We start from the raw sequence: 13,222 nt of genomic DNA, 5'->3' as shown, positions 1-13,222 counted from the left end.
AATGGAGAGTCTGTCGGCGTCGGCGGCGCTGACAGGATGCTGACTGCCGGATTACATTTCTGTCAGGTGCGGGACAGGATTGTCCGGGCAGGGCAAAATCGTCGGAACTTTCTTGCAAACTGTTCTACACATGAAGATTCTTGTAGTTGAAGACGAGCCCAAGACCGGCGAATACCTGCGTCAGGGGCTGATGGAGGCGGGTTTTGTGGTCGATCTGGCGCGCGACGGCGCCGATGGACAACACCTTGCGCTGACCCAGGCCTACGACTTGGCTATTCTGGACGTTATGCTCCCCGGCATGAATGGATGGGAAATCCTGCGCGGGATCCGGCAGGCAGGGAAGGACATGCCCGTCATGTTCCTGACTGCAAAGGACGACGTCGACCATCGCGTCAAGGGGCTGGAGCTCGGCGCGGACGACTACCTGGTCAAGCCGTTCGCGTTCTCCGAACTGCTGGCGCGCGTGCGCACCTTGCTGCGCCGTGGCACGAAGGTCAAGGAAGCCGAGTCACTGCGCGCCGCCGACCTGGAGCTCGACCTGCTGCGCCGCAGGGTTACCCGGGCCGGTCACAAGATCGACCTGACCGCCAAGGAATTCGCCTTGCTGGAATTGCTGCTGCGGCGCCAGGGGGAGGTGCTGCCACGATCCCTGATCGCGTCCCAGGTGTGGGACATGAACTTCGACAGCGATACCAACGTGATCGAGGTGGCGGTCCGGCGTCTCCGTGCGAAGGTCGACGACGCGTTCGAGGCAAAGCTGATCCACACGGTACGTGGCATGGGCTACGTACTGGAGGCGCCGTGAAGCTGCCGGGAGCGCGCTCGGTAACACTGCGCCTGACGCTGCTGTTTGCATCGGCGTCTGGCGCCGTGCTGATGGTGCTCGGACTGGTCGTTGGCCACCTCGTCGAGCGCCATTTCGCGGAACTCGACACGGAGATGCTGAGCGGAAAACTCGAGCTCGCCAGACACGTTTTGGGACAGGTGCACACGGCGGCCGACCTCCAGGCGCTCGCGCCTCGGGTGGAAGCGGCATTCGTCGGCGATCACGAACTGTCGCTGCGAATCCGGGCCACGGACGACACGATACTGTACGCCAGCCCCGATGCCGACTTTCCGCGGGTGTCTACCGAACCAGCGGGCGTAGCCGGACTGGTACACGCCGCTGATGGGCGGGAACTACGGGTACTGACGGGATCTGCGCCGCTCGGGATGCAGGTCCCGCCTGTGCTCGTCGAGCTAGCCACCGACCTGGTCCACCACCAGCACTTCATGTCATCGTTTCGCGCCGCGCTTTGGGCGACCGTCGGGCTGGCAGCCTTCGTCACCGGGCTCATGGGCTGGGCGGTGGCGCGACGTGGGTTGGCGCCGCTGCGCGCCGTTACAAGCGACGCCGCCCGTCTGACCGCGGAGCGGCTGGACTGGCGCGTGCCGGTGGACTCGGTGCCGCAGGAACTGGCCGAGGTCGCAGTGGCCCTGAACCAGATGCTCGCCAGGCTGGAGCGTTCGTTCCAGCGGCTGTCCGATTTTTCGTCGGACCTCGCGCATGAGCTGCGCACCCCGCTGAGCAACCTGTTGACTCAAACCCAGGTCACCCTGTCTCAACCCAGGAGCGCGGCGGAATACCGGGACATACTGGCCTCCAATGCGGAAGAGTACGAACGGCTGTCGCGCACGATCTCGGACATGCTGTTCCTGGCAAAGGCCGAGAACGACCTGATGGTGCCGCAGCGGGAACTAGTCGATCTGCGTGAGGAGGTCGAGACAATGCTGGAGTTCTACGGCAACTTGGCGGAGGAAAAGTCAGTTGAGGTTTCGGTCAGCGGCCAGGCCACCGTCGCAGGTGACAGATTGATGCTGCGCCGGGCGATCGGCAACCTGTTGTCGAATGCATGCAGGCATACCCCGGTCTGTGGTGCGATCTCGGTCGTCCTGTCCAGCGTGCCGGGAGGCGGGACGACGATCACGGTGCGCAACACGGGCGAAACGATCGATGCCCAGCACCTCCCGCACCTGTTCGACCGCTTCTATCGCGCTGATGCCGCGCGGCGCCGCGATGCGGAAGGGGCGGGACTTGGACTGGCGATCACCCGATCCATCGTGCGCGCACATGGCGGCACGGCATCGGCCCGGTCCAGCGACGGGGTGACCGAATTCGAACTGATGTTGCCGGCCTGAGTTAAAGCGCGGCTGTGCCGTGCGCCGGTTTGGCCAGCGTCGCTCGCACCCGTACGTTGTTAATCGCCAGCACGACGCAATGAGCAAGGCGCCTTGTATCAGGCTTTTTCTACTGTAAGCCGCCGACGCGAAGCGTGTGCGGCTTGCTTGTACATCGTGCTAAATTGTCTTTATGCGAAAACGGTTGCGGTTATTCTTCTGGTGTCTGCTCGTCGTATCCCTGCCGATGCAAAGCATCGCGGCGATTGCGAAGTTTGAGTGCGGCATGAGCCATCAATCAGGGATGGCTAGCGATATCGGAGAGAACAAAGCGCTACTGCAGCACATGGGAAATGACGCTGCACATGAACCGATGGTTTCAACCGGCAGCACCGCGATGCAGAGTGTCGACTCGGACGAAGATTGCGGCAGCTCTGGTGAGCACAAGCGTGTCGCGTGTGCTGTCTGTGCAGGATGTTCTATTGGAGCATGTGCTCCGCCTCCGTGCATTGCCCTCACCGCAGCCGAAGAAGTAGTGCAGGACATTCGACAGTTTTCGCTTTCCTCCTTTGACGGGCATATACCCGCCCGTATCGAGCGTCCTCCAAAGACCGCCTGATCGAGACCTTGTTCGCTTCGTCGCCACGTGGTCCTGCATCAACCAAGGGCCAAATCCGTTCGCGCCCATAAGTGTCGTCACGGTCGAGAGGTCTCATCCCTAACAGGTCACCACCCCGCCAGGAACCACGCGATATGGCTGCCATGCTATTTGGCAAGGAGCGCTTTTGCCCGTCGTTCTCGCGGTCGTTCCGTCGAGCGCCACGTAAGGGCCCGTGCAGCGCAACTTTAATTTCGGAGGAGTCGTATGGAAGTTTTAGATATCAAGGACCGACACGTCAGTCGATGGCGTCGTCGTGTGTTGAAAGGACTAGGCGCAACTGCGGCGTTGGCAGGCTTGCGCCCGGCGTCGCTTTTCGCAGCCCAGAATAACCGCACTGAACTGCGCGGCACTACATTCGACCTGGAGATCGGGCCGACGCCGGTCAACTTCACAGGAGCGCCGCGCATCGCAACCGCGGTTAACGGCCAGGTGCCGGCGCCGACCCTTTATTGGACGGAGGGTGACGTCGTTACCATCCGGGTTACAAACCGCTTGCCCACAGTGAGCTCCATTCACTGGCACGGCATTTTACTGCCGGCAGACATGGATGGAGTGCCCGGGATAAGCTTCTCAGGCATCAAACCTGGAGAAACCTTCACTTATCGCTTCGAAGTCAAGCAAAGCGGCACCTACTGGTACCACAGCCACTCGGCGTTCCAGGAGCAGTCCGGTCTCTACGGACCAATTGTCATCGTTCCGAAGTCGGGCGAGCGCGTGGCGGCGGACCGCGAGCATGTCGTCATGCTGTCCGACTGGACGGATGAGAAGCCGGAACGTGTGATGGCGAACCTGAAGAAGATGAGTGACTTCTTCAATAACAAGCAGCCCACCTTCGGCGCATTTGTCAGCGACATTAAAACCATGGGTTTCGCCGCTGCCGTCGAAAAGCGCAAGATGTGGAATCAGATGCGCATGATGCCCACCGACTTCAGTGATGTGACGGCCAGCCGGAATATCAGCGGCGCACTTCGGTTCTTGATCAACGGCGCCACTGCGGACGCAAATTGGACCGGACTTTTCCGCCCTGGAGAGAAGGTGCGGCTACGCATCATAAATGGCGCTGCGACTACCATCTTCGATCTGCGTATTCCTGGCCTGAAGATGACGGTGGTCTCCGCCGACGGGCAGGATGTGGAGCCCGTCACGGTCGACGAGATCAGGATTTCAGTGGCCGAGACCTACGATGTCATCGTCGAGCCTGCCGAAGACAAGGCCTATACGATTTTCGCTCAGTCGATCGGACGATCCGGCTTTGTGCGGGCCACGCTTGCACCGCGGCTCGGGATGCAGGCAGCCGTGCCGCCAGTGGACGAGGCGCAGTGGCTTACGATGACGGACATGATGGGGGCCATGGCCATGTCGGGCATGCATGGATCCGGATCCTCCGCCGGCAGCCACGCGATGAATGGCGACGGTCCACCGGCCGCTATGGACCACGGCCAGATGCAGCATGCAATGCCTCCGGAAAACCATGCCGGCCATACCGCCCCGGGCTCGGGCACTGCTGCGAAGAATACTGCTATGCCGAAAGTGACTCACGCGCGAACAGAGTATGGTCCCGGCGTCGACATGCACGTCGACATGCCTCGCACGAACCTGGATGACCCTGGAGTCAATCTGCGAAATAACGGCCGGCGGGTGCTGACCTATGCCGACCTGCGCACTGTCGGCGGTCCTGTCGATCCGCGCGAACCGACGCGCGAGATCGAACTGCATCTGACGGGCAACATGGAGCGGTTCATGTGGTCGTTCGACGGACAGAAATTCTCGGAGGCGCTACCGATCCACTTCCGGTTTGGCGAACGGCTGCGTATCGTACTGGTCAACGACACGATGATGAATCACCCGATCCACCTGCACGGCATGTGGAGCGAGTTGGAGTCGGAGAGCGGGGAGTTCCTTGTCCGCAAGCACACGATCAACGTCCAGCCGGCGCAGCGGATCACGTATCGGGTGACCGCCGATGCACCGGGGCATTGGGCATATCACTGCCACTTGCTGTATCACATGGAGGCAGGAATGTTCAGGGAGGTGGTCGTATCATGAAAAAAACACCGTTCGTTTCCCTTCAGCTGGCGCTCGCTTTATCGGCCGCCTTATCGACACACGCGCTGGCCCAATCGAGCAGCCGGCCGGCGGCGCAATCGACACAGTCTACTGACGGCGCGCCCACTTCTGGCAAGGATATGTCGGAAATGGATCACGCAGCCATGGGTCATGCACCCGCAGCACCACCCCCGAAGCAAACAGCGCGGAAAAAGCAAGCTCCGCCAAAGCGCGCCGACGGCGCTGGACGTGGCGGCGCGGCAGCGGTGCCCCAGCCTGCTCCGGAGTCGGCCGTGCCCGCCATGGATCACGCGGCGATGGGGCACGGGGCAGCGGCGGGGCAGGCCAAGCCGGCAGCACAGCCAACGCAGCCGCAGGCCACGTCAGCCGCACAGTCATCGTCAGTGGACCAAAGCCACTCCGGACACGTGATGTCCCAGCCGCAGCAGTCGAAGGGAACATCGCAAGCGAACCCGGGAGCGCAGAGCCAGGGCATGGGACAGATGGATCACTCGGCCATGGGGCACGCGAACGCGCCGTCGCAAGCTTCGAAAGCCACCGTTCCTGGCGGTTCGATGGATCACGCCGCCATGGGGGGCGCCATGACCGGAGGTCAGGGAATGCAGATGGGCCCGATGCAAGGCGGATCCCCCCCTCCTGATGCGCGTGACCCGAACGCCTACAACGAGGGTACACGGCCTGCCGGTCTCGGCAATCACGAAATGAACGACAACGCCCCGTTCGGGAGGGTATTGCTTGACAAGGCGGAGTTTGCGAAAGGAGACGGAGAGCGAGGCCAGAACATCGAACTCGAAGCCTGGTACGGCAACGACTACAACAAGTTGTGGGTCAAAGCCGAAGGCGAGCGGCGCGGCGGCGCGCTTGAGGAGGCACGCACGGAGCTGCTATGGGATCGTGCTTTCGCCACGTTCTGGAGCACGCAACTCGGTGTCCGTCACGATACTGGGGAAGGAAGAAGCCGTGACTGGGTGGCCTTTGGCGTGCAAGGGCTGGCACCTTATTGGTTCGAGACCGAGGCCACGGCCTACTGGCGCTCCGGGAGCGGCCTCGCGGCGCGGCTGAGCGCGAAGTACGAAGTGCTTTTCACTTCGCGCCTGATCCTCGAGCCGGAACTGTCGGCAAACCTGTATAGCCGCGTCGACCAGGAGCGGGGAACGGGCTCGGGCCTGTCCGACGTGAGTGCGGGATTGCGCCTGCGCTATGAGATCACCCGCAAGTTCGCGCCCTATATTGGTGTGACATGGAGCAAGCAATTTGGCGAAACGGCCGACTTCGTGCGGCAGCGTGGGGGGAAGCCGCGAGCCGTCCAGGCAGTCGCTGGCGTGCGTCTATGGTTCTAGGGAGACCAGGCTGCAATCGCTCCACGCAAATCAGAAAGTCCTGAACCGAGGCATAACCCAACTTTCAAGGAGAACATCATGCACCAGCAACACGAAACCTGTATCAAAGCCTGTAACGATTGCGCCGATGCGTGCGACATGTGCGCTTCTGCTTGCCTGCAGGAAGACGACGTCAAGATGATGGCCCGCTGCATTGCGCTCGATATCGATTGCGCGCAACTGTGCAGGGCGGCCGCAGCGATGATGGCAAGGGGTAGCGAAGCTGCAAAAGCGGTTTGCGATGCGTGCGCGGCGATCTGCGACATGTGCGCCGACGAGTGCGCAAAGCATCAGATGCAGCACTGCCAGGATTGTGCCGCCGCCTGCCGCCGGTGTGCCGATGAGTGCCGGCGCATGGCCGGCGCACACTGATCGCCAGTGTCGTGCTCAACCGCTGCTCAGGCAGAGTGGCGGAATTCCCAGGTGTTCGTCGGGCCATCCTGACGGGCGCCTGCATGTTCGGTCTGGAAGGTGACTCAGCTTTTCGGGCTGCCTCGCGATCAAGCCGATCTGGCGCGCAGGAGCCTGGCGGACAATGCCACGCCAGGCCATTTGACCTGCTATTGCGTTGTACGCCGCCCAGACCCTGGCCAGGACGGCCTATAGAAAAATAAAACGGAAAGGTATGATGATGACTCAGTTACGAAACCGAAACATTGCTGTTCATGCGGGTCTCTGGGTCCTGCTATTACTGCTTGGGGCAATCTTTATCTGGTTCGGATTTTATAACTTCGCTGCCGACGTGAAGCACTCACGGCCCGTATTTTCGCTGATCGAAACTGCACGCGAGCGTTCCGTGCAGGTTCGCGCCGCGAAAATCGGCGTGCCGCCGCTGGAGGACCGGGCAGCCATCCTCAAAGGCGCCGGCAACTATCAAGCCATGTGCGCGCAGTGCCATCTGGCTCCCGGAATGGGGCCAACCGAGCTCAGCCGTGGACTATACCCATCACCGCCTGCGCTCGCGAAAAGCAATGTCGATCCTGCGGTGGCATTCTGGACGATCAAGCACGGCATCAAGGCGTCCGGCATGCCTGCCTGGGGCACAAGCATGGGCGACCCGGATATCTGGAATCTTGTTGCCTTCCTGAAGAAGCTACCTGCAATTGAGGCAGCCACTTACCGCGAACTGGTCCAAAGCAGTGCCGGCCACTCGCATGCAGGGGCCGCTGCCCCGAACCCTGGAAACACGCCGCACAGCATGGAAGAAAGCATGCACGGGGAGCACGATGACGCTAACCCGAAGCCATCGGCTGCCACTGGACCAGGTCATATGCACAAGGAAGGCGAGCAGCACTGAGGCATGTCGACACCTATCCTGGCGCGGCGGTCAGGGGCTTCGAAATAGCAAGAATGCCTTTTTGGCCATCGCCGAAACGAGCGATCGCCTCCCGATGTTTGCTCAGTTCGCTATAGCCGATATAGCGCACGTCGAGTTCGCTGACGCGCGAAAATGCCGGGCGAGCGAACTGTGCACGCACGTCGCTCTCCCTCGCGTCGGGGGCGACCAGGAAAAACGTCGAGCCGTCGTGATCGGGAACCCCAAGGGCAAGGTCGAGCATCCGCACGATTCCCGAATAGATACTGGTGCTGTGCTCGACCTCGAATGCCAGCGTGATTCTGTCGGTGCTCCGATCGATCCATAGCACATCGATGAGACTGATAGTATCGGATGCGGAGCTTGTCCGGATCGCTTTCGGCAATTCGCTCAGGCAGCCGTCCGCCAGCTTGCCATCACCGTAGGCGCGCCCTTTGTCATTGCTTGCGATCCAGACGTGGTATCCGAGAGCCAAGCCCAGATCGCGTAACCAGCCTTGGACCTCTGTATGGGTTCGGTCTGTTTCTGCAGCAAGCTTGCGTGCGTTGGATGCCGCAGCGTTTCCTTCGTGCGCCTTCTCGAGATCGACCTTCCAGTCGAGCGATACCCCGGTCCCGCTGCCAACGCTATAGCGACCAGTGCCGATATCGAACATGAATCCGGCCACAGCACCCAAATCATTGGACAGCACGTTGCGATGCGTCGCATTGAATTCAATAAGGCGCTCGCGCATGGCGAGGTACTCGGTCCAACGGCCGAGTTTTACCTTAGCGCCGAAAAATTCATTGAAACCCTTAACGATCGCAGTATTGTTGGGTGGCACAAATGTCGGGTGGAGGAAGTAGAGCAGATTGGCACAAGCGGGCCCGAGGCCTTTGATCTGGCGTGCGTCCAGCACACGCACCGCCTCGACCAGCTCGGCTTCACTCTGACAGCAAAGGCACGTGTCCAGGAAGCGTCCGAAGGCGAGCTGGTTGCTCCGGTCTTCGTAAATATCCGGAATACGCAATTTCGGCTTCCAGAGGAACGCATGATCTGCGCCTTTGAATATCTGACGCTGCTCTGCGATGGAGTGAACTACTGTTTCAAGCGAAGAACCTCGGTATGCGACGCCAAATACCCCATCACGAATCTCGCGGACCACTTCCTGCAACCCCCTCCGAATGGAGCGGAAGTTCTTTAACCTTTGATCCCATAGAAACCACGAGCGGTAGGTCCCTTCCGGATCTGCCTTCCACTGCTCGATCAGCGATCGCTGCTGTTGCGTGGCGGGCACCATCAATACGTCCATCTGTGTCCTCAAAAGTTGGAAGGCGTGTGCAATTATTGTAGCTTGGAAAGTGACCGAAAATGCGAGTGAGCGGCGCTTGCTCCCAACCGAAATCCGGCCCACCGCACTGACGCGCGTGGGCGGGCATATTGCTCAGCACCAACAAGTATCTCATGAGTGCCGAAGCGGAAGAAAATTGGCGGCCGTGCCGGCCGCCAACGAAGGCAAAACTTCAAAATCTATTGCTGCGTGAGGACCTTACTTGGCTTTGCGAGATGACCAGTGGACGTGAACGATCGCCCAGTCGCCGCCCTTTTTTTCGAGGACAGCCGTTTCGGTGCCGTAGACATGCAACGGCTTGCCACGCGAAGTACCCGTCGTTTCAGTCTCGGCCCAGACCACGGCGGTGTTACCGTCGACACGTTCCGACTGCTTGAGAACCTTGCGCGTAGCGGTCTTCGCAAACTCCATATCGCCGCCCAGGTGGTGGCCGGCATATTCGTCGCGCGAGCGCTCGACGTATCCTGCCTCGTAGATGGCGATCTGCGGCGACAGGAGCGAAAGGGCCTTGTCCTTGTCGCCGGTGGTGAGTGCGTGGTGGAAAGCAGCGACGGCGTCGGCCGGCGATGCGGCAAAACCGCTTGCGTGCGCGCCAAGCAGCGCGGTAGCGAGAGCGGCATGTGCCAAGGATTTTTTGAACATGTTTTCTCCTTCTGGTTAGTTTTTGTTCAGGACGCCATCGGCGGCGACGTCGAGGTCAGGACGGCCGCGGCAACGAGCACAGCGATCAGGACAATCGCCTCGACCTGGAGGATGCGCGCAAAACGGCCGCTTGCTTCGCGTGCCGCATCGCTCGTTTGAGTCAGCGCGCGCAGCAGAGAGGGCATGACAACGAACCGGTTGATGCCGCCAAGCGCTGCTGCGGCCAGCACGAGACCAACCTTGATGATCAGGGCCGTACCGTACGGGTTGCCGAGCAGATTTTCAGGAACCTCCAGCACGCGCCACGTGCTGATCGCCCCTGTGACGAAAATACCGGCCAGGGCGACAGTTGCGCTGTCTGAAAGCGCCTCGACGTAAGCGGCGCAATCAGAACGGCTCTCGGGAGTAGTCCCTGGCAGCTGCCGTAGGGTGATCAGGCCCGCGACGATCACTTCGCCCACCCAGGTGCTGATCAAGACCAGGTGCACCCAGTCTACGGCAACGGCCCAGGTGAAGTCGCCGGCGGCGCCTGCATGGCTGACCATGCTGCGGCTGTAGAGCAGCACACCGATGGCCAGGACGCGGATTGCGGAAGCCCCCGGGCCGGCTTGAACACGCGGAGGGGCCGCTGTTGCGGCGCCTGTCACGACGAGCGCGGCGGCGCCGATCATCCACGCCAATCCAAAGTGCGTTCCAGTGATCACCGATCGCACTGCCGGCAGCGCTTCAGGCAAGGGCACCTCGGCCATCGATGCCGCTTCGATCCAGAGGATCGCGACATATGCCGCCATCGCTGCGGCGGTCCCTGCGAGCAGGGCAGCACGCAGGCGCGGCAGCATGGACTGGGCCCAGGGCGACGCCTTGACACGCAGCCAGAGCAGCGCCGCGCTTGCCCCAACGAGGAGGGCAAGCGACAGATTCAGGATGACGGTGACGGCGCGTTGAACCGATGCGAGATCGGATTCCACTTATTTCACTTGAAAGGAAAATTCGCCCTTGACCTTGTGACCGTCGCGGGTAACAGTGGTCCACTGCACATGGTAGGCGCCCGCATGCAGGCTTGGCGTCGCGGCGACCAGCGCCTTGGGGTCGGCCGGGTCGGCAGCAAGCTTCGACGGCTCGACAACCGCTCCTTTATCGTCGACCAGCTTGATCTTGCTGAAGGGAAGTTCGAGCGGCTCGTTAAATTGCAGGCGCACCTGCGCCGGCGCCGGGCTGACGACACTGTTGGCCGCCGGCTGCGAGCCCACGAGCTTGGCATGGGCCAGCGCAGCAGGGGCGGCAACGGTGGCGATCGCCGCGGCTGAGGCGAGAAGCAGATTCCTGATGTTCATGTGATTTCTCCTTGATGCCCCCGCGCCTGTGCAAGCGCGGGGACGTGCTGCACGGACGGGTTCCTGATTACTGCGCCTGTTCCAGCTGGACGACGGTCACGGCACCGTTGGCGCGGTCGGCAGCGAACCTGACCTTGTCGCCGACCTTGACCTGCGTGAGCATTGCCGGATCCTTCACCCGCATGACCATCGTCATCGCGGGCATGTTGAGGTTCTTGATTTCACCGTGGCGAATCGTGATTTTCCCCGCCTCCTGGTCGATCTTTTTTACTTCGCCATCGATCAGCCCGGCCGGCGCGGATGCTGCATGGCCGGCGTGGCCTGCCTGGGCGTCATGCGAGCCGTGGCCGGCGTGGGTGTTTTCCTGGGCCATGGCTACCGTGCTTGCGGCGGCCATCACGATGGACAGGGTCAGTTTCGAGAATGCGTTCATTGGGGTTCCTCCAGTTAGGGGTGGTCAGTTGTAGTGCTTGAAAACAGCAGTCTTGCCATTGGCCTGCACCAGCAGGACGTCGTACGGATCCTTGCGCGGGCCTTCCATGCCGGGCGAGCCGAGCGGCATGGCGGGCACGGCCAATCCCTTAGCCTTGGGTTTTTGTGCGAGCAGCCGCTTGATGTCGGCCGCGGGCACATGGCCTTCGATCGCGTAGCCCTGGATCATCGCGGTGTGGCAGGACCCGAGCGCGTTGGGAATGCCGCCACGTTCGCGGTAGTCCGACGGATTGGCGACGTTCGCCACGCGAGGCGTGAAGCCATTGGCCTTCAGGTGTTCCACCCATGCGCCGCAGCACCCACACGACTCGCTCTTGAACACGTCGATGACGGGGGCGGCCGCCATTGCAAACATTGGTGTGCACAACGCAGCGGCGAGTGCGGCCTGGCGTAGTATTTGCTTCATGAGACACTCCTTTCGTACTCAGCTTGGGCTCGTACTTTAGTTATCGATGGCCTTGATGGCCAGTGGGCTTACGAACGGTTACTTCGATGTCCACAGGCTTCGTGGCAGGCATGGCCTGGCCGCCTGCCGTCTGGCTGCGCACGGCGGCCGGCGGCTCTCCCTTCCATTCATAGGCAACGGTCCCGGCCGGGTGCTTGTACCAGCCCGGATCCTTGTAGTCGCCCGGCTTCTGGTCCTTGCGCACCTTCAGCACCGTGAACATGCCGCCCATCTCCACGCCGCCGAACGGACCCTGGCCGGTCATCATCGGCAGCGTGTTCTCCGGGATCGGCATTTCCATCTCGCCCATCGAACCGCCTTTTTCGCCCATGACCATGTAGTCCGGTACCAGCTTGCTGATCTTCTCGGCGACACCGCGGTGGTCGACGCCGATCATGTTCGGCACGTCGTGCCCCATCGCATTCATCGTGTGGTGCGACTTGTGGCAGTGGAAGGCCCAGTCGCCCGGCTCGTTGGCGATGAATTCGATGGCGCGCATCTGGCCCACCGCGACATCGGCCGTGACTTCCGGCCAGCGCGACTCCGGACGGGTCCAGCCACCATCGGTGCCGGTCACTTCGAACTCGTGCCCGTGCAGGTGGATCGGGTGGTTCGTCATCGTCAGGTTGCCGAAGCGGATGCGCACGCGGTCGTTTTGGCGCACGTTCATGGTGTCGATGCCCGGGAAGGCGCGGCTATTGAAGGTCCACAGATTGAAGTCGGTCATCTCGTTCACGCGCGGCGTGTAGCTGCCCGGGTCGATGTCATAGGCGCTCAGCAGGAACACGAAGTCGCGGTCGACCCGGTGGTGGGCCGGGTTTTTCGGGTGCGTGACCCAGAAGCCCATCATGCCCATCGCCATCTGCACCATCTCGTCGGCATGCGGGTGGTACATGAAGGTGCCAGGGCGCTTCGCGACGAATTCATAGACAAAGGTCTTGCCCGGCTGGATACCAGGCTGGTTCAGGCCCGTGACGCCGTCCATGCCGTTCGGCAGGCGCTGGCCATGCCAGTGGATGCTGGTGTGCTCCGGCAGTTTGTTGGTGACGAAGATGCGCACGCGGTCGCCTTCGACCACTTCGATGGTCGGGCCCGGGCTCTGGCCGTTATAACCCCACAGGTTCGCCTTCATGCCGGGCGCGATCTCGCGCACCACGGGTTCGGCGATGAGGTGGAACTCCTTGACCCCGTTGTTCATGCGCCAGGGCAGGGACCAGCCGTTCAGGGTCACAACCGGGTTGTAGGGACGTCCGTTGGGTGGAGGTGGCGGCGGCTGGGTAGCCGCGCTGGTCATCATGGGTGCTTCGGGCAGGGTGGCCGCGCCGGCGCGGCTCACCAGGCCTGCGCCAACCAGTGCAGCTGCGCCAGTGAAAAAATTTCGACGAGTACTCATTACTTGT

Annotated in this window: 13 protein-coding genes; 6 read left to right on the top strand and 7 right to left on the bottom strand. The window is 61.7% G+C overall.

Annotation, left to right across the window (positions count from 1 at the left end; all coding sequences use genetic code 11):
* Positions 1–130 precede the first annotated feature (130 nt).
* The 6 genes from AC56LG_RS19190 to AC56LG_RS19165 all read left to right on the top strand — a co-directional run bounded on the left by AC56LG_RS19190 (position 131) and on the right by AC56LG_RS19165 (position 7,561).
* Entirely contained in the window at positions 131–805 is a 675-nt protein-coding gene (locus tag AC56LG_RS19190; RefSeq protein WP_497167662.1) for a heavy metal response regulator transcription factor, read from the top strand.
* On the top strand, positions 802–2,178 hold the full coding sequence (locus tag AC56LG_RS19185) for a heavy metal sensor histidine kinase (protein WP_497167661.1): 1,377 nt from the start codon (positions 802–804) through the stop codon (positions 2,176–2,178). The genes AC56LG_RS19190 and AC56LG_RS19185 overlap by 4 nt, the downstream gene beginning before the upstream one ends.
* An 844-nt stretch (positions 2,179–3,022) precedes the next feature.
* Positions 3,023–4,864, top strand: coding sequence for a copper resistance system multicopper oxidase (locus AC56LG_RS19180; protein ID WP_497167660.1), 1,842 nt, complete (start codon positions 3,023–3,025; stop codon positions 4,862–4,864).
* Positions 4,861–6,225, top strand: a complete 1,365-nt coding sequence (locus tag AC56LG_RS19175) for a copper resistance protein B (protein ID WP_497167659.1) — start codon at positions 4,861–4,863, stop codon at positions 6,223–6,225. The genes AC56LG_RS19180 and AC56LG_RS19175 overlap by 4 nt, the downstream gene beginning before the upstream one ends.
* A gap of 78 nt (positions 6,226–6,303) precedes the next feature.
* On the top strand, positions 6,304–6,636 hold the full coding sequence (locus AC56LG_RS19170; protein WP_497167658.1) for a four-helix bundle copper-binding protein: 333 nt from the start codon (positions 6,304–6,306) through the stop codon (positions 6,634–6,636).
* A 253-nt stretch (positions 6,637–6,889) separates the two neighbouring features.
* On the top strand, positions 6,890–7,561 hold the full coding sequence (locus AC56LG_RS19165) for a c-type cytochrome (protein ID WP_497167657.1): 672 nt from the start codon (positions 6,890–6,892) through the stop codon (positions 7,559–7,561).
* A gap of 13 nt (positions 7,562–7,574) precedes the next feature.
* Here AC56LG_RS19165 and AC56LG_RS19160 read toward each other — a convergent pair whose 3' ends face one another.
* The 7 genes from AC56LG_RS19160 to AC56LG_RS19130 all read right to left on the bottom strand — a co-directional run bounded on the left by AC56LG_RS19160 (position 7,575) and on the right by AC56LG_RS19130 (position 13,215).
* Positions 7,575–8,870 (bottom strand): type II restriction enzyme NmeDI-related protein, encoded by a 1,296-nt coding sequence (locus AC56LG_RS19160; protein ID WP_497167656.1) that lies wholly within the window; start codon positions 8,868–8,870, stop codon positions 7,575–7,577.
* Positions 8,871–9,107: 237 nt separating this feature from the next.
* A complete protein-coding gene (locus tag AC56LG_RS19155; protein ID WP_497167655.1) occupies positions 9,108–9,551 on the bottom strand; it encodes a YybH family protein in 444 nt (147 codons plus the stop codon).
* A gap of 26 nt (positions 9,552–9,577) precedes the next feature.
* Positions 9,578–10,519, bottom strand: a complete 942-nt coding sequence (locus tag AC56LG_RS19150) for a CopD family protein (RefSeq protein WP_497167654.1) — start codon at positions 10,517–10,519, stop codon at positions 9,578–9,580.
* Entirely contained in the window at positions 10,520–10,885 is a 366-nt protein-coding gene (gene copC / locus AC56LG_RS19145; protein ID WP_497167653.1) for a copper homeostasis periplasmic binding protein CopC, read from the bottom strand.
* Between the two features lie 67 nt (positions 10,886–10,952).
* The gene (locus tag AC56LG_RS19140) at positions 10,953–11,318 is read right to left on the bottom strand and encodes a copper-binding protein (RefSeq protein WP_497167652.1); all 366 of its coding nucleotides are present in this window, start codon (positions 11,316–11,318) and stop codon (positions 10,953–10,955) included.
* Between the two features lie 24 nt (positions 11,319–11,342).
* Positions 11,343–11,783: a DUF411 domain-containing protein gene (locus AC56LG_RS19135; protein ID WP_497167651.1), complete on the bottom strand. Its 441-nt coding sequence runs from the start codon at positions 11,781–11,783 to the stop codon at positions 11,343–11,345.
* A 40-nt stretch (positions 11,784–11,823) separates the two neighbouring features.
* Positions 11,824–13,215 carry a multicopper oxidase family protein gene (locus tag AC56LG_RS19130; protein WP_497167650.1) on the bottom strand — a complete coding sequence of 464 codons (1,392 nt, stop codon included), beginning with the start codon at positions 13,213–13,215 and terminating at the stop codon, positions 11,824–11,826.
* Between the last annotated feature and the right edge of the window lie 7 nt (positions 13,216–13,222).

It is taken from the genome of Telluria sp. ZB2R32, assembly GCF_059685715.1.
Note: the sequence above shows the minus strand (reverse complement) of the source record. Positions and strands in the feature narration are given on the sequence as shown.

Coding starts and splice junctions, on each gene's coding strand:
- AC56LG_RS19180 (WP_497167660.1), top strand. CDS start 3,023: ATGGAAGTTTTAGATATCAAGGACCGACACGTCAGTCGATGGCGTCGT.
- AC56LG_RS19135 (WP_497167651.1), bottom strand. CDS start 11,783: ATGAAGCAAATACTACGCCAGGCCGCACTCGCCGCTGCGTTGTGCACA.
- AC56LG_RS19160 (WP_497167656.1), bottom strand. CDS start 8,870: ATGGACGTATTGATGGTGCCCGCCACGCAACAGCAGCGATCGCTGATC.
- AC56LG_RS19175 (WP_497167659.1), top strand. CDS start 4,861: ATGAAAAAAACACCGTTCGTTTCCCTTCAGCTGGCGCTCGCTTTATCG.
- copC (WP_497167653.1), bottom strand. CDS start 10,885: ATGAACATCAGGAATCTGCTTCTCGCCTCAGCCGCGGCGATCGCCACC.
- AC56LG_RS19140 (WP_497167652.1), bottom strand. CDS start 11,318: ATGAACGCATTCTCGAAACTGACCCTGTCCATCGTGATGGCCGCCGCA.
- AC56LG_RS19155 (WP_497167655.1), bottom strand. CDS start 9,551: ATGTTCAAAAAATCCTTGGCACATGCCGCTCTCGCTACCGCGCTGCTT.
- AC56LG_RS19165 (WP_497167657.1), top strand. CDS start 6,890: ATGATGATGACTCAGTTACGAAACCGAAACATTGCTGTTCATGCGGGT.
- AC56LG_RS19130 (WP_497167650.1), bottom strand. CDS start 13,215: ATGAGTACTCGTCGAAATTTTTTCACTGGCGCAGCTGCACTGGTTGGC.
- AC56LG_RS19190 (WP_497167662.1), top strand. CDS start 131: ATGAAGATTCTTGTAGTTGAAGACGAGCCCAAGACCGGCGAATACCTG.
- AC56LG_RS19170 (WP_497167658.1), top strand. CDS start 6,304: ATGCACCAGCAACACGAAACCTGTATCAAAGCCTGTAACGATTGCGCC.